Here is a 19,608-nt window from a genome sequence, read left to right on the forward strand (position 1 = left end):
TCATCCACGATGAAACCACTTTTCGACTTGCATGTCACAGAATGAGACGGCAGTATCAGAGTATGGACACAGGTTCTTCCGGCGTCGGCGTCCTCGACAAGGCCGCCCAGGTGCTCACCGCCCTCGAGCAGGGCCCCACCACGCTCGCGGGCCTCGTGACCGCGACCGGCCTCGCCCGCCCCACGGCCCACCGGCTCGCCGTGGCGCTCGAGCACCACCGGCTCGTCAGCCGTGACCTGCAGGGCCGCTTCGTGCTCGGGCCTCGCCTCACCGAACTGGCCGCCGCCGCCGGCGAGGACCGCCTTCTGGCCACCGCCGGCCCCGTGCTGGCCCGCCTGCGCGACATCACCGGTGAGTCCGCCCAACTGTTCCGCCGCCAGGGTGACTTCCGCATCTGCGCTGCGACCGCCGAGCGGCCCTCGGGCCTGCGTGACACCGTACCGGTCGGCACGCAGCTCACCATGAACGCCGGCTCGGCCGCTCAGGTGCTGCTCGCCTGGGAGGACCCGGAGCGCATCCAGCGTGGCCTCACCAACGCGACCTTCTCCGCCGTGGCGCTGTCCACCGTCCGCCGCCGCGGCTGGGCCCAGTCGGTCGCCGAGCGCGAGGCCGGCGTGGCCTCGGTGTCGGCGCCGGTGCGCTCACCCAACGGCAAGGTCATCGCCGCCGTCTCGGTGTCCGGGCCCATTGAGCGGCTCACCCGCCAGCCCGGACGCCTCCACGCCCCGGCCGTGATGGCCGCCGCCGAGCGGCTGTCCGAGGTGTTGCGCCGCAGCGGCGACGCCTGATCGCCTTACAGGGCCGCCACCCGTTCGGGCGTCAGGTCACCGAACCCCAGGTTCCGGGGCAGGCGCTTGCCCTGGGCGCGGAAGTCCGTCCCCAGCACAATGGACGCCAGCGTGATGACCGCGTCGATCCCAGGGGTCGGCGTTCTGCAGCGTCGTCTGCAGCACGTTGCGGCCGCTTCCGCCTGCGGCCAGACTGCCTGCAGCTTCGCCAGCAACTCGGGGGTCCGCGCATGGCTTGATCCTCCCGCACGCAGGTCCGCCTACGGAAGGGCGCGGCGCGGCGCCGAACGCCCCAGCCGCCAGGCCGGACGGAGCGCCCTCGTCCCCTCCGTCGGGACCGCGAGCGGGGGCGCCGCGAGCCGGGGCACCTCACGGCCGGCGAGGAACGGCAGCACAACGTCCAGCAACTGGTCGATCTCGTCGGCGCAGGCCTGGGCGGCCCTGGCTCCGCGCCCATAGGGGTCCTCGACGTCGTAGCTCATCGAGTTCTGGCCGGCCACCGACACCAGCCGCTCCACCCGGTCGAAGGCGTCCGACGCGGCCGCGTCCTCGGCACGGGACGCCCCCAGAGCGCGCACGGCCCGCGCCGCCTGCTGCAGCCCGAGGATGACGTGGCGGTGGCGCGGGAACGAATCCAGCAGGCGCATGTGGTGAGCGAACTCGAAGACGACGACGAGGTCGACCCGGCGCAGGATCTCCTCGTCGACCGCGCGGCTGACGTGCCCTGACGCGTCGCCGCCGCGGGCGACCAGCAGTTCGGCCATCGCGGGGTCCATCCCCCGTCCCGGGTAGCCGGGCGTGCCGGCGCTGGCAAACGTGATGCCGGCGCCGGCGTCCGGTGGCAGCACCTGGCGCGCACGCCGCTCCGCATACGGCGAGCGGGAGATGTTGGCGGTGCACACGAACAGCACCGTCGACGGCGCGTGGGTGCCGGTGCTCCGCCGGGCTGCGGACGACCCGGTCACGGCGCCCGCTCCAGCAGCCGGGCATCGAGGAGCGAGCCGAGGTAGGCGCGGGTCTCGTCGGCGATCGTGTCGACGTCCACGCCCAGCAGATCCGCCACCGCCGCCGGGACGTCCGGGTCGCCCTCGGCGGCGACCACCCAGATGAGCGCGGCGGTGCCGTGCAGGGCGACGGGGTCCCCGTCCGGCAGCGGCATCAGGTACGCCGCGACGGGGCGGTCGCGTTCGGGCGGGAGCACCACGTGGCCCAGCCGGTGCGGGATGCGGTAGGTCATCGCGCCCTCCGCGCGCGGGCGGCGGCCCGGCCGGCCAGGCGGCCCAGCTCGGACGCCGCGAGCCCCAGCTGGTGCCCCCAGGCTTTCGCGATCTGCAGGGCGTCCGGCTTGTGGCCGAGTTCCCGCTGGAGACGGTCGCGCTTGGGTGCGACGAGGTGCACGGCGGTGCGCAGGGCCAGCCACGGGTCGGGCTGGGCGCGCACCCGCGCCCACCACAGGAGCGTGCGGGAGGTGTCGCCCCCCGAGAGCGCCTTCCACAAGGGGTACGCCCGATGGTCGCGGTGGTCCTCGAGGCGTCCGGTGCCCGCGGCCAGCGCCACCTGGGCGTGAAGCCGGGCGGCCAGCGCGTCCACGGCCGCCCGTTCGTCAGCTGACGCGTCCGTCCACGCCAACTCGATGTCGCGGCTGGTGAGGTCGCCGCCGCGCACGGCGTGCAGGATGAGGATGAGGCGCTGCCCGGCCAGCGACGGCACCGCGCAGGGGTGGCCCGCGAGGTCGATCGTGTGGTGGTCGGCCCACAGCGCGTCGAACGCCTGCTCGGCCGCCAGCCCGATGCCGGGGAAGGTCCGGTGGATGTCGGCGTGGCACACGCCCGGGCGGATCCAGGTGGACGCGTGCTCGAAGGCAGAGCCGTCCTCGAACCGGTAGACCATCGTCCACCGGTGGGCGGACATCGCTGCGAAGAACCGCTTCACGTGGCTGGGCCGGACCAGGACGTCGGCGTCCACGCTGGAGCGGGGCACCAGCCGGGTGGTGACGGCGCCGGTCTCGGGGTCGGTCACCGTGCGGCGGGCCAGCAGCGCGTCGTCGACCGCCGCCCCCTTGATGTGCAGCACGTCGACGCCCGCGTCGTCCGCGATGACCTGGAGGGTCGCGGCCGCCAGCGGCACCCCCGCCAGCAGCGGCATGTTCTCGACGTCCCCCACCCGCCGAAGCTTACGCACGTCCGGCTGGCCGGGCTCGTCGAAGCGCGCAACCCCTTCGGTGGTAGGTTCGCGAGCGTGAAGATCGTGGTCACCGGCGGGGCCGGGTTCATTGGGTCCAACCTCGCGCGCGAGCTGCTGGGCCGCTCCGACGTCGACCACGTGGTCGCGTTCGACAACCTCTCGACGGGCGACCGCGCCAACCTCGACGGCGTGGACGTCGAGCTCGTCGTCGCCACGGTCCTCGACCCGGACGCCCTCGACGCAGCCTTCGCGGGCGCAGGCGCGGTCGTCCACCTGGGCGCCCTGCCTTCCGTGCCCCGCTCGGTGCTCGACCCGGTGGCGTCCCACCATGCCAACGCGACCGGCACACTCGAGGTGCTGCAGGCGGCCCGCCGTGCGGGCAACATCCCCGTCGTCGTGGCCAGCTCGTCGTCGGTGTACGGCGCCAACCGTGAACTGCCCAAGCGCGAGTCGATGCGCACCGCCCCCATTTCGCCGTACGCCGTCAGTAAGCAGGCCACCGAGGCGTATGCGCTGTCGTTCGGCCACACCTACGGGTTGCCGACGCTCGCGTTCCGGTTCTTCAACGTCTACGGACCGCTCCAGCCTGCCGGCCATGCGTACGCCGCGGTCATTCCGGCGTTCGTGGACGCCGCCCTCCGCGGAGTGCCCCTCACCGTCCACGGTGACGGCGAGCAGACCCGGGACTTCACGTTCGTCGGCACTGTGACCCGCGTGCTGGCGGACGCCGCCATCGGGGGCGTCCACGACCTCGACCCGGTGAACCTCGCCTTCGGCTCCCGCACCTCGCTGAACACCCTGATCGCGATGATCGGAGAGGCTCTCGGCACCCACCCGCAGGTCGAGCACACCGAGCCGCGCGCGGGTGACGTGCGCGACTCCCAGGCCGACAACAGCCGCCTGCGGGCCCTGTTCCCTGACGTCGAGCCGGTGCCGCTGGCCGACGGCGTCCGGGCCACGGTGGACTGGTTCAAGACGCTGCCCCAGTACCAGAGCTGACGATGCTCCCCCGGGCTCGCGGACTCGGCCTGCTGGATTCCGTTGCCCTCGGGGTACTGGGCCTGTGGTGTGTGTGGGTCGTCGCCGCGACCGTGCTGGCCGGACGCCCGGTCAGCCACACCCTGCCCTACTTGGTGCCGCCCCTGTTCGTCGTGGCCGGGGTGGCGCTCGGCCGGTGGGCCGCTGCCCATGAGCACGCGCGATGGGTGGGGATCGCGCTGCTGGGTGTGGGGCTCGTGTTCCTCCTCGGATGGCTGATCACGCCCGCTCCCGGCAAGCTGCCCACGCGCTACCCCAACGCCAACGCCGCTGTCGCCGTGCAGCTGATCGCGCTCAGTTGTCTGACATGGCTCGCGCAACGGCGCAGGCCCGCCAGCGAGAAGCCCCGCTGGCTCGCCCCGGCAGCCCTCGTGCTCGCGCTGACGGTGATCGCCGTCAACGCCTCGACGGCCGGCACCGCCGTGGCCGCCGTCGTCCTGTTGCTGTGCCTGTCGGCCGTCGCCCTGCGGACGGGACCGTGGCGGTGGTTGACCGTCCTCACCGGCGGCGCCGCCCTGGCGTCCGCCGCCTACGCCCAGGTGACGCTGGCCCGCCAGTCCGAGTGGCCGCCGATGGCGCTGGCGGCCCTCAACCGCGTGCGCAAGCAGCTGTGGAGCGAGGCCCTCGGCCTGTGGGCACGCCACCCAACCACGGGCGGCGGGGCTGGGTCGTTCCGCGAGACAAATGCGCTGTCCGTCGACCCCGACCTGGCAGCGGCGCACTCCTCCGTTCTCCAGGTGGGGTCGGAGTTCGGCTTCGTCGGCCTCGCCCTCTTCGGTGCGGTCATGGTGCTGGGCCTGGTGCTGGCCACCCGGCGCGACCGCGCCACCTCGCTGATCGCCGCTACCGCGTGGGTGGGCCTCGGGGTCCACTCGACCATGGACCACCTGTACGAGTTCGCCGCCGTGACCGTGGCCGCTGCCGCGGTGCTCGGCTGGGCGAGCGCCTCTCAGAACAGCTCGACGTCGCCCAATGTGAGCCGCCACGCGGATGCCGGCGGCGGCGAAGCCGCGAGCGGTCGCGACGTCAGCAGCGGCCCCGCTCCCGGCACGGGCAACGGCACCAGTCCTGCTGAGGGGCCCGTCCGCAGGCCGATGGCGTAGTCGGCCTTTGTCTCCCGCAGCACCCGCGCCACCAAGCGGGCGCCGGTGACGGCGTCCGGCACCAGTTGTTCGATGATGGCCGCCTCGACCGTGTCGCCGCGCCGACGCAACCGGAACACCACGCCGCCCTCGGCGGGGTCGGACGACGCGAGCAGCACGCGGTAGCGCAGCGGCCCGAACGAGGTGCGCCACGCCAGGTGCTCCGGCGTCCGGTCGGTGCGGAAGCCCTTGGCTGGGGCGTGCTGGAGGAGCGCCTCCGCGAAGCCACGATCGGTGAACGCCTCGGCGGCGGGCCAGCCGACCGAGGTCTCCTCCGACCAGAGATTCGCTGGCACCTTCGAGCGCGCCATCTTGGGCAGCGCCGCAGGGTTGGCCGGCAGCACGCCCACAGGCAGGCGCCGCACGACGCTCCAGCCCATCTTCAGGTAGCCGGGGCGGCTCTGGTCGTTGGGGGTGTTGAACACGATCCCGTCCCCCGCGAGCGTCAGCTCGGAAACACCGCGCAGGGTGAGGGTGCGGAAGATGCCGAGCCCCTGGTAGTCGGGATGGGTCGCGGTGTCGACCGCCCGGACCGCGGTCACCTTCTTGCCCTCGTCGTTCACGAACCGCCAGCGCATGAGCGTGCGGTAGCCCACCGCCCGGCCCTCGTGGAGCGCCACCCACGCCGCAGACTCACCGAAAGAGTTCTCCCGATGCTTCCAGTGCAGGAACGCCTCGTAGTGCGGGTCGTCGCCCTTTTTCAGCGACTCGCGCAACATCGGGATGACCACGGGGTCGTCCTCGGGCTGGGCTGACCGGATCTCGAGGTCGGCGGGCGTGAGCTTGGGCATGGGTCCTCCCGGCGTTGGTAGGCTGCCCAAAGCCTAGGGGGTGGGCGTCCCGCCCCGGTAACCCAGCGGACGGAGGACGTCATGGCCCCCACCATTCCTGCCAGGCCCCGGGTGCTGTGGCTGATCAAGGGGCTCGGGCCGGGCGGGGCCGAACAGCTCCTGCTCCTGGCGGCGAAGGTCGCCGACCGCGAGCGCTTCACCTACCGTCTGGCGTACGTGCGCCCCGACAAGACGCACCTCGTGCCCGAGTTCGAGGCGCTGGGCCTCACGCCCGAACGGTTGGGGGCGGACGGCCGACACTGGCTGGCTGACCTGCGGCGCGTGATGTCAGGGGCCGACGTCGTGCACGTCCACTCCCCCGTGCTCGCCGGCGTGGCCCGCCTCGTGGCCCGCACCCTGCCGCGGCGTCCAGCCGTCGTCGTGACCGAGCACAACGAATGGAGCAGCCACCGTGCGTCCACACGCCTGCTCAACGCCCTGACGACCCCCTTGGACGCCCACCATTGGGCTGTGTCCGACCAGGTGCGTGAGACCATGTGGCCGTCCCGGCAGCGTGATTACGAGGTGCTCATCCACGGCATCGACACCCAGGGGGTTCCCGCCGCACCGGACGCCCGCGTCCGGCTCCGCGCGGAACTGGGCCTCGCCGGGGACGACGTTCTCGCCCTCACGGTCGCCAACCTGCGCCGCAACAAGGACTACCCGAACCTGTTGAAGGCGGCGGCGCTCGCCTCCAGCATCGAGCCCCGACTGCAGTTCGCGGCCGTGGGCCAGGGCCCGCTGCTGGACGAGGTGAAGGCCCTTCACCACGAACTGGGCCTGGGGTCGCGCTACCGACTGCTCGGGTTCCGCCGCGACGTTCACGAACTGATGGCGGCTGCAGACGTCTTCCTGCTCGGTTCCATCCACGAGGGCCTGCCCGTCGCAGTCATGGAGGCCTTCGCAGCCGGGCTGCCCGTCGTCGCCACCGAAGTGGGCGGTCTGCCCCAGCAGGTGCGCGAGGGGCAGGAAGGACTCCTCGTCCCGCCCAGCGACCACGAGGCGCTCGCCGAGGCGCTGGTGACGGTGGCCCGCGACGATGACCTCCGGGCGCGAATGGGCGAGGCGGCCGCACGCCGCGCGGGCGACTACGACATCCGGACGGCTGTCCGCGAGCAGGAGGCCGTCTACGACGAACTGGCCCGGCGCCGCACCTGACGAACAGCGGACAGGCCCGACTTCGCGAACTCGACGAGGGCCGAATACGCACGCTCGGCACCCAGGTCTCCGCTGAGCTTCGCGGCGAAGAAGGCGTCAGGGTCGGTCCGGCGCACAGGGACACGGTTGAGCTGCAGGAAGTCCTGGCCCGGCAGGTTCCGCCCCACTTCCCCCGTCGAGACGCTGCGGAACCGCTCGCGCAGTGCCTCCTCCATCGCTGGCACGGGAATGCCCCACGGGTAGGTGAAGTGCTTCGGCTTTCGGCCCGTGCGGGCAAAGACCTCCGCAGTGCACTGGTCGAGCTCGTCGATGGTGAGCGCTTCGGGGCGAACGTGGTTGTGGGTGTGGTTGCCCAGCGTGCACAGCCCCGACTCGACCATCTGGCGGACCTGGTCCCAGGACAGGCCTCGGCCGGGCTCCCCCTTGGCAGTCGCCCCCTCCCACTGCATCACCGTGCCCATGCACGCGGAGGCGAGGTAGATCGTGAAGGGGATCCGTCGCTCCCGCAACAGCGGCCAAGCGTTGCGGTACACGTCGGCGAAGCCGTCATCGAAGGTGAGGACCACGCTCGGCCTCGCGTCCCCGGCTTCCAGCCGGTCTAAGGCCTCGTCGAGCGACACGACATCGTGCTCGGCCAGCAGGTCGAGTTGGCGCTCGAAGGTGGCCACCTCCACGTCGAGTTCATTCGTCGTGCCGCCGCCCACGCGGTGGTAGATGAGGAGCGTGGCGCCGGACGCGTGGGTGTCGCCGCGATTGGCCCGGGACAGGGCCCGTTTCAGCAGGCCGCGAGCATGGACGTTGATGTCACCAATAGCTTGCACCGACGAGTTCCTTCCGGGTGGCGTCGCGCGTGCGTGGCTTCAACTTCGGCAGTGGCTTGGGCAGCGCAAGCAGGACGAGGAAGAACGGGATCATGAGCACGCGCTGGCGGGCCAGGATCCCGAAGTTGGAGAAGCCAGAGAAGGCGAGGATGAAGGCCAGCGTGTAGACGACAGCAAAGACCAGCCAGGGGTTGCGGCGCATCAGGGTGGGGAGTGCCTTGAGCCGAGGCCAGGCGGCGATGGTGAGGACCAACAGCACTGTCGCCTCGACGCTTTGCACGAGCATCGGGAGACCGTTCGCCTCCCAAGGAAACGGCCGGAACAGCAGCGTGACGATGGCGGCCGGCACGCCGAACGGTGATTCCAACGGGACGGGGGTGAACGCCGATCCGCCTTGCGCAGTCTGGCCACCAGCCTCGTCGACCCGATCGGAAACAGCTTGGGCGCTGAGATCGTCGATCCCTAGGAACTGGGCTGACGCCGTCACCAAGATGACAGCGGCCACCCCCATGACGAAGACCCCCGCCGCCTTGGTGAGGATACTGGTGGAGCGTTGGGTGGTCGGGCGGAGCAGTTGGGCGACGAACAGCGCCGCAACCATAAGCACCGTCACATGGGGACGGATCAAGGCGGTCCCCCCGAAGCCCACGACCATCAACGCCAGGCCCACGGCCGGAGAATGGTTGAAGAAGCGGGCAGCACCGTAGGCGGTCACACCCACGAACAGCATCAGCCAAGCCTCCTTGCCGATGCTGGAGGGCCAGTACAGCATCGTGGGCAGGAGGAAGATGAGCAGGGCGTATCGCTTCGCGTCGCCCTGAGGCAAGGCGATGCGGAAGGCCCGGTAGAGCAGGTAGACACCCCAGAACGCCAAGGAGCCGAACACGAAGAAAGCGGTGATCACGCTGGGGCCAATGACGACATAGAGCGCCGTGGTGATCAGCTCCATGTTCAAGGTGCCGACCTTGCCGGACGCCTCCCACCAGACGTCGCCCCGGCGCCAGTCGAGGTAGTGCTCGACGGCGAAGAGGTTGTAGCGCTGGGCGTCGGCCGCGCCACCGTAGAGGTAGTAGGCAACCAGGTAGCGAGCCGAGATCCCGGCGAACTTGCCGAGGAATCCCAGGATCAGGATCCGCGTGAACCACGCTTCTCGCTCCCGCTTGGTAGCGGCACCGATCAGAACCGCGTTGAGGGCGATGATGACGGGCACCCAGACCAAGGCACCCCACTGGTTGTAGGACTGCGTCTCCATCGCCCACGTGAACACGCGGGCGAAGGTGACGAGGCCGAGCACGCCCACCGTCAGGGCGAGCCCGATCCCGAACACGCGTCCCATGGCTCAGGGACGCGAGCGGCGAGGAGCGTCGTCCCCCGTACTCACGGGCTCGTCGGGACTCACGGGCACGTCGTCGCGGGTGGGGATGCTGGGCCGCGTCGCGCTGCGGTTGGCACCACGGATCTTCCCCCGGGTGGGCGTGTCGCCGTACCCGTAGCCCGATCCGTAGTCGGCCTTGCGCACGTGTCCACCGATGAGGATCGCGCCGGTGACGGGGACACGGAAGCGCCCCAGCAGTTCGGCCACGCGGCTCGCCGCGTTCTCCGTCAGGCGACCGGCACGCACGACCACAACGATGGCGTCCGCCAACGGCAGGATGTCGAAGACGTCGCTGGCAGCGAGCAGAGGGGCTGTGTCGATCAGGATGATGTCGGCGTTCTTGCGGGCGTCGTCCAACAGGGGCGCCAAGCGGCTGGTCAAGGAGGCCGGGTAGTCGAGGCGCGTGCCGGCGGTCACGATGCGCACGCCCTCGATGCTGGTCGGCCGCATGATGTCGGCCAGTTCGGTCGCTCCCCGGTTGGTGAGGTAGTCGGAGATGCCAGCGCCCTGGGGAACATCGAACTTGGTGTGGACATCGGGCGACCGGAGGTCCGCGTCCAAGACGAGCACCCGCAGGCCGGTCTCGGCGAAGCTGGCGGCGAGGTTGGCCACGCTCGTGCTCTTGCCCTCCCCCGCGTGGGCGGAGGTGGTGAGGATGACGTGCGCGTTCTCAGCTGCGTCCTCCTCCGGCACCCCGCTGGCGCGGCGGGGCGACCAATCTCCCTGCACCTGCTGGGTGGGCAGGTGCATCAGCGCGGTGCGCGCTGCTCGATAGCCGTCCGCGTAGATGCTGAGCGGCTTGCTGAGGGTGAGGATGGTGCCATCGGAACGATCCCCCCGCTTGAGGCGCGGCACCTCGGCGATGACGGGCATGCGGAGCGCATCAGCAACCTCGGTGCGCGTGCGCAGCCGGGAGTCGAGCCGGTCGAGCACCAGGGCCAGTGCGAGACCGACGAGCAGGCCGACGAGCGCAGCGAGCGCCGTGCGGATGTTGCGGTCGGGCGGGATGACGAAGCCCTCTGTGCTGCGGTTGGGAATCGGCGTGGCCTCCTGCAGGATGGTCAACTGCGCGCTGCCGGCGCCAGCGGGAGCCTCATCAAAAAAGGCGACCGCCTCTTGCGCGAACGTGTTGGCCACCAGGGCGGCGCGCTGGCCATCGGCAGCGGTCGTCGCGATCGTGATTGATTCGGACAACGGATCTGACGTGACGGTCAGGCCCGCCGCGAGCAGGGCGGGGTCGTCGCGGTAGTTCAGCTTCTGGGCGGCGCGCTTGGGCACCTCGCCCGTCTTGATGAAGAGTTCGATGCGGCCCATCGACGCCCGCTGGACGGACGGGGCTGGGTCGTTGCGGCTGGGGGCCGGCTGCGCGCGGTCGCCGACGAGCACCACGGTGGTGGCCGTGTAGTTGCCGATCTTCTGCGTGGTGTCGCCCCGTGCGGGCGTGACGATGAACATGGCTACCGCGGCCACGAGGGTGCACAGCAGGATGACCCACCAGCGCTGGCGGAGGATCTTGATGAAGTCGTGCAGGCTCACGACTCACCTCTCTTCGACGGGGGGTGTGTGACCGCGGGGTGCCACATGCAACCAGACCTTTCGCATGGCGAGTTCGAGGGGCTCAGCTCCCGGTGGGAACTGACCAGGGTGATCCTACCGGGCAACAGCGTTATGCCACATTTTTGCCGTTCGCGCATTGCCTGAGACGATGGGGGGGTGCCCGAACCAGACCCGCGCGCGAAGCGGCCGCTGCGACTCGCCCACCTGACCACGGTGGACATGTCGCTGGCGCTGTTGTTGGGCACGGAGTTGGCGGTTGACATCGAGGAAGGCCATACCGTCTTCGGCATCAGTGCGCCGGGGACGTACGTCGAGCGCGTCGAGGCGCTGGGCGTGACGCACGTGCCCGTCACGTCCTTCACCCGCTCGTGGTCGCTGGCCAGCGACGTGAAGGCGTTCGTCGAGCTGTTCCGGACGATCAAGCGCCTCAAGCTCGACGTCTTGCACACCCACACACCGAAGGCCGGGGTGATGGGTCGGATCGCCGGACGGCTGGCGGGCGTCCCGGTTGTGGTCAACACCTGTCACGGGTTGTGGGCCCGGCCCGAGGACCGACTCCTCAAGCGAGCGTTCGTCTACGGGTTGGAAGCGTTGGCGATCCGGTTCTCCGACTACGAATTGTTCCAGAACGCCGAGGACGCCCACACGCTGCGCCGCTTCCTCACGAAGGGTCGCTGGGAGGTCGTCGGGAACGGCATCGACCTGGAGCGATTCCAGTTCGATCCGGAGGGAAGGCGTCGCGTGCGCGCCGAGTTGGGCATCTCCGACGACGAACTGCTGGTGGGCACCATCGGGCGCCGGGTGCGAGAGAAGGGCCTCGCGGAGTTCGCCGAGGCGGCGCACCTGCTACGTGAACAGGCCACCTTCATCTGGGTGGGACCCCAGGACGAGACGGACGCCACGACGGTGGTTCCCCATCACGAGGCGATCCGGTTCGTGGGTGAGCGCACGGACATGCCTGCCACCTACTCGGCACTGGACATCTTCGTGCTTGCCTCCTACCGCGAGGGATTCTCGCGGGCGTCCATGGAGGCCGCTTCCTGCGGATTGCCTCTGGTGTTGAGCGACATCCGTGGCTGCCGCGAGATCGGCACCCACGACAAGCACCTTCTTCTCGTGCCGGCCAAGAATGAGCGTGCCCTGACCACGGCCGTCCAGCGGCTGCTGGGAGATGCCCCACTGCGCACCAGGCTCGGCCGCGCCGCCGGCCTCCGTGCCGCTGACGCGTTCGATCAACGGGCGGTCGCCCGCAGATCGCTGGCGGCCTACGCCTGCGCCGCCGCCTCGCTCGATCGGAGGCGACGATGACCGCCGGTAGGCCGCATGGTCCAGTTCCACCCCGGCGGCCGTCTGGCCCGGTGCTCCGGCTCATCGGCCTCTCCCCAGCCGGAGCGGCTGTGGTGATTCCTTACCGAGGCACGCTGGCGACGCTGGCGTCCGTGTCCCTGGTCGGCGCGCTGATGGAGGCGGGTTTCCTGGTGCTCGTGACGGGCACCATCCTCGCCCTGGCCGGCGGACAGGACGCCCTTACACCCGTCCTCGGGTTCTCCCTGCCCGTGGGTGTCGCCCTTGCCATCGGATTCGTCGCCCTGTTCCTCCGCCTGGCCGTGGCCACCGTCGGCGTCTGGCTCTCAGCAGAGCTGGCGGCGCGCGTGACAGGCGATCAGCGTGACCGGTTGGCGCGGTCCTTCTTGAACGCATCGTGGTCGGTGCAGCAAGCCGAGCCGAGCGGTCGCCTGCAGGAACTCATGTCATCCTTCGTCTGGAAGGCCACCCAGACCGCTCAGTTGGTGGGCCAGATGATCACCGCCGGCCTGAGCCTGGTCGCCTTCTTGGGGACGGGACTCGTCATCGATCCCCTCCTCACGGCCGGGGTCTTGGTCGTCCTGGCCGTCCTCGGGTCGGTGCTGACGCCTCTCCGGCGGCTCGTCCGACGCATCTCGCAGAGAGCCGCCACCAGCGGGGTGCAGTACGCAACCTCGGTCTCGGAACTCGGCGCCTTGGGTCAGGAGATGCACGTCTTCGGCGCTCGGGACAGCTTTCTCCACCAACTGGAGGAGCGCTCCAGCAGAACCATCGACGACGGCCGCAAGGTCCAAGTCACGCAGGGGCTCCTGACCCCGGTCTACACCTTTCTTGCCTATGCAGCCGTCCTCGCGGGCATGGCGGCCCTGTGGGCCTTGGGCGTTCAAGATCTCGCGTCGGTGGGCGCCGTGATGCTGCTGATGCTGCGGTCACTCGCCTATGCCCAGCAGCTCCTCACGGTGTCCGGCCAGCTGGCGGCCAACGAGCCGTTCCTTGAGAACTTGGACAGGATGGTTCGCGACTACCGATCGGCCGCGGCGAGCGATGGTTCCCGGGTTCCCGCGCATGTGACCCCTCTGACGTTCACCCGCGTGACCTTCGGATACGGTGATGATCGGGTGGCCTTGACGGAGTTGACCGGGGAGATCGGACGCGGAGAACTCATCGGGGTCGTGGGTCCCTCGGGCGCTGGCAAGTCGACACTCGCGCAACTCGCCCTTGGTCTTCGGGATCCGCTTGCCGGCAGGATCACCGTTGCCGGTGAGGACCTTCGCTCGGTCAACCGGGATTGGTGGACCGACCGCGTGGCCTTCGTGGCGCAGGAGCCACGTTTGTTCACGGGCACTGTAGCCGAGAACATTCGGTTCTTCCGTTCCGGCATTTCGGACGAGGACCTTCGGGTGGCCGCCCGTCAGGCGAACGTGCTCGCCGACATCGAAGCTCTCCCTCGGGGCTTCGACACGCACCTGGGGGAACGCGGCGGTCAGTTGTCGGGCGGGCAACGTCAAAGGCTGTCCATCGCGCGTGCGCTCGTCGGCCGGCCCGAGCTGCTGATCATGGATGAGCCCACCTCGGCCCTGGACGGACGCAGTGAGTCCCTGATCCGCGACACGATGGCCGAGCTCCACGGGTCCGTGACGATGCTGGTGATCGCCCACCGGCTGACGACGCTGGATCTCTGCGACCGCATCATGGTGGTGGAGGGTGGACGCCTCACGGCTTTTGACACCCCTGACCAGTTGGTCCGCTCCAATCGCTACTATCGCAAGGCGCTGGAAAGCGCGGGTATGACGACCGCGATCGGGGAGGAGTGACGACCGTTGGACGCTCTCCCCTCCTATTCGGCCATCATCGTCACCTTCCGCAGGGACGAGTCCTTGGCGCAGGTGCTGGACGCCTTGCGCAGTCAGACGCATCCCCCCCGACTGACCGTGGTTGCGGACAATGACCCGGACGAGTCAGCGCGAAACCTGATCGAGCGAGAGCAGGCCACGTGGCCCGGAAGGTTGCTGTACTCCCCCGTCGGAGAGAATCTGGGACCTGCCGGCGGATGGGCGCACGCCACGTCCGTCGCTCGTTCGCGAAGGGAGGATCGGGGCGAGTGGGTGCTGGTCCTGGACGATGACGACCCACTGGAATCCCCCCACCTGATGGAGCGGCTCACAGAGACGGCGAAGCGGCTCGAAGCCTCCGTGGGCGCTCTCGGGCTGCGGGGCGCCCGGTGGGATGCCCGGCGAGCCAGACTCGTCCGGGAGCAGCCGCCCGAGGGCACCACAGCGCCGGTCCACTACCTCGCCAGCGGGGGCGCTCCCCTCTATTCCTGGGCCGCCATCGACGAGGTGGGCTTCTTCAAGCCTGACCTCTTCTTCGGCTTCGAGGATCTGGACCAAGGATTCCGGCTCCGTGCGGCGGGCTGGACGGTCAGGGTCTGCCCGCTTCCCTCACTTCAACAGGTGGCCGACACCGCAGGGACACGAAGCGCCTGGCGCGAGTACTACAAGACCCGAGCGCTTATCTGGATCCTCTGGAATCGCCGCGGCGTGTACGCCACGCTCCTCACGTTGTTACGCTCAGTGGTGCTGGGCGGCACGAGGCACGCCGTGGCCGACCGGCGGCCAGACCTCGCGCGGGCGAGGTTGATGGGCGCTTGGGACGGGCTACGCGGACGGCTGGGCGTCCGTCGCTACTCCCCCCAGACTAACCCCCCCAAAGGCGTCCCAGCAGGCAATCCGGACACAGCCAAGATGCGCCTCCTCTTCGTCTCAGGCGTGGACGCTGGCGGCGCACGCCGCAGTACGTTGGAATTGGCCCGCAGACTGCAGCGAGCGGGGCACGAGGTCGCGGTCGTCCTCGGCAGTGGGGCACCCCCCAAGGACTCACTGTACGGACTGGCCCTCCGGGGCGCGATCAAGCTGCGCGAACGAACGGGTTGGGGAGGAGTGCGTACCTTCCTCCGTCCTGCCGGCTGGCTGGGCACAGCGGCGTCCACCGAGGGAAGTGTCACCCTGTGGCGGCACCCCACCCCGGAGAACATCGTGCGACGCGCTTTGAGATCCTTCGCAGCCGACGTTGTCGTGGCCAACAGCCTGCCCAGGGAGCAAATGCGCTGGCTGGTCGACGATGTCCACGACGCAGGCATTCCGGTGGTCCTATACATGCGTGAGGACCATTCCGCCAGCCACCTGACCGTCTCGCAACTTCCTTTCGATGCTGTCCTGGCCAACTCCCGGCACCTCACCCGTCAGGCAAGGGAGGCGGGCTACGCGGCTTCGTTCGTCCCCTCGATCGTCGACGTGGACACAGCGCAGGTTGACTCCACGAGGCGCTCAGCCGTTCTCGTCAACCCGGTGTCGGAGAACCGGCCGGAAATCTTGCGGGAGCTTGCGTCACGCCGCCCCGACATCACCTGCGTCTACCAGGAGTCGTGGCCTCTCGCCCCAGCGGATCTCGCCGCCATCGACGAGTGGTGCCGGAACCTGCCCAACCTGACCCTCCGACGGCGGTCCAAGCGACCAGCCGACATTTATGTCGACGCCCGTCTCATCGTGGCGCCCTACCCCGGCGGGCGGCCTCGGACGGTCTTAGAGGCCCAGTCCAACGGCATCCCGGTGGTCGGCTTCGACCAGCCGGCTCTGGCCGAGGCGATCGGTCCGGGAGGTGTCCTCGTCCCGGAGGGGGCCACGGACATAGAGTGGTCGAACGTCATCGAAACGATCTGGGATGACCCCGCCAGCTACGGAGCGCTGTGTGCGCAGGCGCGGGCGCACGCATCTCGCCCCGAAGTCGACCCAACGTCGATCACGGACCGGTTCCTGCGCTGCGTGGAAGGAGTCAGGTGATGACCACCGGGGTCTCCATCGTGATTCCGATGTACAACGGCGCCGAGCACGTCGAGCAGCAGTTGGAAGGGTTGGCCGTCGCCGTCCGCGACGTGGAGGACGTCGAGATCCTCGTCATCGACAACCGGTCCACCGACAGCGGCCCCGAGGTCGTGCGAGCGTGGGCGTCGCGCACGGGCGTGGACGTTCGCGTTGTCGCCGCCACGGAGAAGGCCGGCGAGCCCTACGCGCGCAACGTCGGCTGGCGTTCCGCCCGGCATGAGCGGATCTTGTACTGCGACGCGGACGACGTGGTGAGCCCGACGTGGGCGTCTGCGCTCTCGGCTCAGCTCGAGCAACACCGCTATGCCACCGGACCGCTGGATACACACTTTCTGAATGACCCAGCCATTGTAGACCTGCGAGGCCAGGGCCTGTTCGAGAAGCTCCCGCGGCTTCCCCAAGGCATTCCGTTCGCCCACGGGTGCAACATGGGATTCCAGCGATCCCTGCTGGAAGAAGTCGGCGGTTTCGACGAGAGCTATCTGATTGCTTGTGACATCGAAATTGGGATCCGGGCGCACCAGCACGGGGTTGAACTCGCTTGGACTCCAGATGCCCTGGTCAACTACCGTCTTCGACCCGAACCCACAGCCATTTATCGACAGGCTCGCGCGTATGGGCGGTCCCGCCGACGCATCGATCGGGCTCTCGGCGGGAGGGGCGGGGTGGACATTCTCCACCAGGCACGGCGGACGGTGTGGCTCCTTCGTCACTTGCCCTCGCTGCGATCCTTTGGGGGCCGCGCTAAGTGCGCTTGGGTCGCCGGACAAGTGGCGGGCGAGTTGGGAGGCAGGATGCCATGGAACGAGCGATGAACACAGTGCGTCCGACGGCCGACGATGTCCCTCTGGACTTCGCCGTCATCATTCCGTGCCACAACGTCGAGGCCACCCTCGGCGATCAATTGGACGCCCTCACGGCCCAGACCTGGTCGCGCCCCTGGGGCATCGTCGTGGTCAACAACAATTCCACCGACGGAACGCGCAACGTAGCAGCGCGGTACGCTGAGCGCGGCGTCCGCGTGGTCGATGCCCTCGAGGGAAAGGGGGTGGCGTACGCCCGCAATGCCGGCGTACGTACCGTCGATGCCGCCACGGTGGCCTTCTGCGATGGTGACGATGTCGTGCGCCCCGGCTGGGTGTCAGCCATGGCGGACGGGTTGATCGACTCCGACATCGTGTCGGGCCGTCTCGACACCACCCGAATCAATCCACCCTGGCTGGCGCACTCCCGACCGTTGGCGGAGCCGGGACGACTACCCACCTTCGGACGCGTGAGATTCGCCTCCGGGTGCACGTGCGGAATGACCCGCCAGGTGTTCGAACACCTCCATGGCTTCACGGAGGACTTCGTCGGCCTCGAGGACATTGAATTCTCGCTCCGTGCAATTCACGCGGGCTATCAGATTTTCTTCGTGGAAGGTGCCGCCATCGACTATCGCCTTCGGGACGACCTGAAGTCGGTCTGGCGCCAGGGCTACTTCTACGGCCGGGGTCGTCCGGCCTTGATGCGGCAGGCCCGCTCCTACGGTTTGCCGGGCCCCACGGGTGTTGCCGCCCTCAAGTCCGGGCTGTGGCTGCTCGTCCACCTGCCCGACCTGCTCACCAGGAAGGGCCGCTTCGGTTGGGTGTGGGTGCTCGCCAATCGCCTCGGTTACGCAGCGGGTGTGTGCGAGTCGCTCACGAACCGTCGGGGCAAGCAGATCGCCATCACCTACGACGATGGGCCCGGCCCCGACACCGCGGAGCTGGTCGACTTCCTGGTCGCGGAGAACGTGCCCGCCACCTTCTTCGTGCTCGGCGAGGCCTGCGAGGCACGACCGGACGTCGTGCGTCACATGGCCGCCGCCCCAGGGATCATGCTGGCGACCCACAGCCACACCCACCCAGACCTCCACAACCTGGACGAGGACGGCATCCGACTCGAGCTGACTACCTCCAAGACTGTGGTGGAACAGCTGCTCGGAAGGGTCGTGACCCAATTCCGGCCGCCGTTGGGCCACCGGGACGCGAGGGTGGACCGTGTTGCCCTGAAACTCGGGCAGTCCGTGATTCTCTGGACGCTCAACTCCCTCGATCGGCGAGATGGTCAGAGTGCAGCCGAGGTGGTGACGCGCAGGGCGAGACACGGGGACGTCGTTCTGCTCCACGACACGGAGCCCCTCGCCGTTCCGACGACGAAACGACTGGTGAGCGGGCTACGGCAGAAGGGGTTCGAGATCGTCCCCATCGACCGGATCATCGGCCCACTGACACCGGGTGCCACCTACCACGGTGCAGTGTCTCCCATCACCCTGCGCGTGCGCTGGCTCCGCGGTCTGCTGTGGACCATCCGTCACCGCCTCCCATCTCTGCGCGTGCGCCAATTCCGTAGCCACAAGCGAATGGAAGAATCCGCGTGATGTTCAACCGCTTACGAACGACTGTTGCACGGACTGCGTTCAGTGCTCGGTTGTCGTTCAGCCGAACGCCGCGTCTGTCCTGGCTTCTCGGGTTCCCACGACGCATCACTCCGCTAACGCTCGTCACCATCGCCTTTGAAAACGCCTTGGCCATCCAGGTGCAAGCGGATTCCTTGCATCGAAATCTTCGGGACGATTTCCGCTACATCGTGGTGGACAACTCGAGAACTTGGGCGGGGCGTCGAAGTATCGCTGAGATTTGTCGGCTAAACGGCATCGAGTACCGACTGCTGCGCCGGAACCCCTATACAGGTCGAGATCCGAGTTTCTCCCACGCTGAAGCCCTGAACCACTCCATCCGCCACCTCCCTCGCCTCGCCCAGTCCACCGTTGTCGGCCTGCTCGACCACGACGCCTTTCTCATGGAGTCCTTCTCGCTGTTTGCCTCCTTGGGAGTGGCGGCGGCATATGGACGGGGACAGAAGTGGGAGGGAGGCCCCTACTTGTGGCCCGGACTCGCCTTCTATCGAACGGACGCCTTTGACCTGCGCAACCTTGACTTTCGCCCCGTCCGAGGCCGTGGCGACACTGGAGCGCGCACGTGCAAGGCCTTCACCAATTGGGACGAGGAAGTTGTACTGACGACAGAGTCTACGGAAGAACTTGTCGCGGGCGGGTCCACGTACATGGTCGAACGACACGGCCCCTGGATTCATGCGCGAAGCGCGTCCGGATGGAGGAATACCGCGCACGATCCGAATGGTGCCTTATTGGCCGTGCGGCGAATACTCCTCGAGTTGTGAATTGGGCGGCTTGCACGGACGCACGTGCGACACTTGGGCTCTCCTACGTCCGTCGAAGAAGTGCCTTCCGCACCCTCTTCGCGACGGGGAGGATCCGACGGATCGACGCCCCCCAACGAACGTCGATTGTTCCGTAGGTCCAACGCCATTCCTTCACTTCACGGTCAAGCCTTTGGCAAGCTTCATACACATAGTCGAACCTGACTTGCACACCTCGTGACTGAATTCACGGGGTCGGTGATCATCGGTGCTTGTCAGCGGGTTTTGGTTGGCTCGGTGGGGGCACTAAGGAAAGGGTAGGATCGGCTGGGTGAGCCCGTTCCTG

The 19,608-nt window shown here is 68.8% G+C and carries 16 protein-coding genes and 1 pseudogene; 10 read left to right on the forward strand and 7 right to left on the reverse strand.

Translation table 11 applies throughout. From position 1 onward, the window contains the following. Positions 1-62: 62 nt before the first annotated feature. Positions 63-788 carry an IclR family transcriptional regulator gene (locus ET989_RS12530; protein WP_131169501.1) on the forward strand — a complete coding sequence of 242 codons (726 nt, stop codon included), beginning with the start codon at positions 63-65 and terminating at the stop codon, positions 786-788. A 260-nt stretch (positions 789-1,048) separates the two neighbouring features. Here ET989_RS12530 and ET989_RS12535 read toward each other — a convergent pair whose 3' ends face one another. The 3 genes from ET989_RS12535 to ET989_RS12545 are packed head-to-tail and all read right to left on the reverse strand — an operon-like array spanning position 1,049 to position 2,951. Beyond that, entirely contained in the window at positions 1,049-1,753 is a 705-nt protein-coding gene (locus ET989_RS12535) for an arsenate reductase/protein-tyrosine-phosphatase family protein (protein ID WP_206662346.1), read from the reverse strand. Then, positions 1,750-2,025 carry a PqqD family peptide modification chaperone gene (locus ET989_RS12540; protein WP_131169503.1) on the reverse strand — a complete coding sequence of 92 codons (276 nt, stop codon included), beginning with the start codon at positions 2,023-2,025 and terminating at the stop codon, positions 1,750-1,752. Before ET989_RS12540 ends, ET989_RS12535 begins: the two co-directional genes overlap by 4 nt. Continuing rightward, positions 2,022-2,951: a nucleotidyltransferase family protein gene (locus ET989_RS12545; RefSeq protein ID WP_206662347.1), complete on the reverse strand. Its 930-nt coding sequence runs from the start codon at positions 2,949-2,951 to the stop codon at positions 2,022-2,024. The genes ET989_RS12540 and ET989_RS12545 overlap by 4 nt, the downstream gene beginning before the upstream one ends. A gap of 75 nt (positions 2,952-3,026) precedes the next feature. Here ET989_RS12545 and ET989_RS12550 point away from each other — a divergent pair, with 75 nt between their 5' ends. Both ET989_RS12550 and ET989_RS15305 read left to right on the forward strand, forming a co-directional pair. Next, positions 3,027-3,971, forward strand: coding sequence for an NAD-dependent epimerase/dehydratase family protein (locus ET989_RS12550; RefSeq protein ID WP_131169505.1), 945 nt, complete (start codon positions 3,027-3,029; stop codon positions 3,969-3,971). Between the two features lie 2 nt (positions 3,972-3,973). Next, entirely contained in the window at positions 3,974-5,113 is a 1,140-nt protein-coding gene (locus ET989_RS15305) for an O-antigen ligase family protein (protein WP_131169507.1), read from the forward strand. Positions 5,114-5,529: 416 nt separating this feature from the next. Here ET989_RS15305 and ET989_RS15845 read toward each other — a convergent pair. Continuing rightward, positions 5,530-5,943, reverse strand: a pseudogene (locus ET989_RS15845) (GNAT family N-acetyltransferase); the annotation flags it as partial. Positions 5,944-6,024: 81 nt separating this feature from the next. Between ET989_RS15845 and ET989_RS12565 the strand changes: the two are divergent. Beyond that, positions 6,025-7,140 (forward strand): glycosyltransferase, encoded by a 1,116-nt coding sequence (locus ET989_RS12565; RefSeq protein ID WP_131169510.1) that lies wholly within the window; start codon positions 6,025-6,027, stop codon positions 7,138-7,140. Here the strand turns inward: ET989_RS12565 and ET989_RS12570 are convergent. Genes ET989_RS12570 through ET989_RS12580 form a run of 3 tightly spaced genes read right to left on the reverse strand, consistent with a single transcriptional unit; the run spans position 7,110 to position 10,872 of the window. Beyond that, positions 7,110-7,961 carry a polysaccharide deacetylase family protein gene (locus ET989_RS12570; protein WP_206662348.1) on the reverse strand — a complete coding sequence of 284 codons (852 nt, stop codon included), beginning with the start codon at positions 7,959-7,961 and terminating at the stop codon, positions 7,110-7,112. The two genes, ET989_RS12565 and ET989_RS12570, sit on opposite strands and share 31 nt — an antisense overlap. Then, positions 7,945-9,297 (reverse strand): hypothetical protein, encoded by a 1,353-nt coding sequence (locus ET989_RS12575; RefSeq protein WP_180320788.1) that lies wholly within the window; start codon positions 9,295-9,297, stop codon positions 7,945-7,947. Before ET989_RS12575 ends, ET989_RS12570 begins: the two co-directional genes overlap by 17 nt. 3 nt (positions 9,298-9,300) lie before the next feature. Further along, positions 9,301-10,872, reverse strand: a complete 1,572-nt coding sequence (locus ET989_RS12580) for a polysaccharide biosynthesis tyrosine autokinase (protein ID WP_131169512.1) — start codon at positions 10,870-10,872, stop codon at positions 9,301-9,303. A 177-nt stretch (positions 10,873-11,049) separates the two neighbouring features. Here ET989_RS12580 and ET989_RS12585 point away from each other — a divergent pair, with 177 nt between their 5' ends. From ET989_RS12585 to ET989_RS12610, 6 genes are all read left to right on the forward strand, one after another. Next, positions 11,050-12,201 carry a glycosyltransferase family 4 protein gene (locus ET989_RS12585; protein ID WP_206662349.1) on the forward strand — a complete coding sequence of 384 codons (1,152 nt, stop codon included), beginning with the start codon at positions 11,050-11,052 and terminating at the stop codon, positions 12,199-12,201. 131 nt (positions 12,202-12,332) lie between these two features. Then, a complete protein-coding gene (locus ET989_RS12590; RefSeq protein WP_206662350.1) occupies positions 12,333-14,012 on the forward strand; it encodes an ABC transporter ATP-binding protein in 1,680 nt (559 codons plus the stop codon). A gap of 6 nt (positions 14,013-14,018) precedes the next feature. Beyond that, a complete protein-coding gene (locus ET989_RS12595) occupies positions 14,019-16,037 on the forward strand; it encodes a glycosyltransferase (protein WP_131169516.1) in 2,019 nt (672 codons plus the stop codon). Continuing rightward, positions 16,037-16,894 carry a glycosyltransferase family 2 protein gene (locus tag ET989_RS12600; RefSeq protein ID WP_131169518.1) on the forward strand — a complete coding sequence of 286 codons (858 nt, stop codon included), beginning with the start codon at positions 16,037-16,039 and terminating at the stop codon, positions 16,892-16,894. Before ET989_RS12595 ends, ET989_RS12600 begins: the two co-directional genes overlap by 1 nt. Beyond that, the gene (locus tag ET989_RS12605; protein WP_131169520.1) at positions 16,879-18,480 is read left to right on the forward strand and encodes a polysaccharide deacetylase family protein; all 1,602 of its coding nucleotides are present in this window, start codon (positions 16,879-16,881) and stop codon (positions 18,478-18,480) included. The genes ET989_RS12600 and ET989_RS12605 overlap by 16 nt, the downstream gene beginning before the upstream one ends. Continuing rightward, positions 18,480-19,283, forward strand: coding sequence for a hypothetical protein (locus tag ET989_RS12610; protein WP_131169522.1), 804 nt, complete (start codon positions 18,480-18,482; stop codon positions 19,281-19,283). Before ET989_RS12605 ends, ET989_RS12610 begins: the two co-directional genes overlap by 1 nt. Positions 19,284-19,608: the final 325 nt, after the last annotated feature.

It is taken from the genome of Propioniciclava sinopodophylli (assembly GCF_004324755.1).
Lineage (GTDB): Bacteria > Actinomycetota > Actinomycetes > Propionibacteriales > Propionibacteriaceae > Propioniciclava > Propioniciclava sinopodophylli.

What these genes read in the sequence shown, in the direction of transcription:
- ET989_RS12565 (WP_131169510.1), top strand. Translation starts at nt 6,025, where the DNA reads ATGGCCCCCACCATTCCTGCCAGGCCCCGGGTGCTGTGGCTGATCAAG.
- ET989_RS12540 (WP_131169503.1), bottom strand. Translation starts at nt 2,025, where the DNA reads ATGACCTACCGCATCCCGCACCGGCTGGGCCACGTGGTGCTCCCGCCC.
- ET989_RS12530 (WP_131169501.1), top strand. Translation starts at nt 63, where the DNA reads ATGGACACAGGTTCTTCCGGCGTCGGCGTCCTCGACAAGGCCGCCCAG.
- ET989_RS12575 (WP_180320788.1), bottom strand. Translation starts at nt 9,297, where the DNA reads ATGGGACGCGTGTTCGGGATCGGGCTCGCCCTGACGGTGGGCGTGCTC.
- ET989_RS12610 (WP_131169522.1), top strand. Translation starts at nt 18,480, where the DNA reads ATGTTCAACCGCTTACGAACGACTGTTGCACGGACTGCGTTCAGTGCT.
- ET989_RS12605 (WP_131169520.1), top strand. Translation starts at nt 16,879, where the DNA reads ATGGAACGAGCGATGAACACAGTGCGTCCGACGGCCGACGATGTCCCT.
- ET989_RS12600 (WP_131169518.1), top strand. Translation starts at nt 16,037, where the DNA reads ATGACCACCGGGGTCTCCATCGTGATTCCGATGTACAACGGCGCCGAG.
- ET989_RS15305 (WP_131169507.1), top strand. Translation starts at nt 3,974, where the DNA reads ATGCTCCCCCGGGCTCGCGGACTCGGCCTGCTGGATTCCGTTGCCCTC.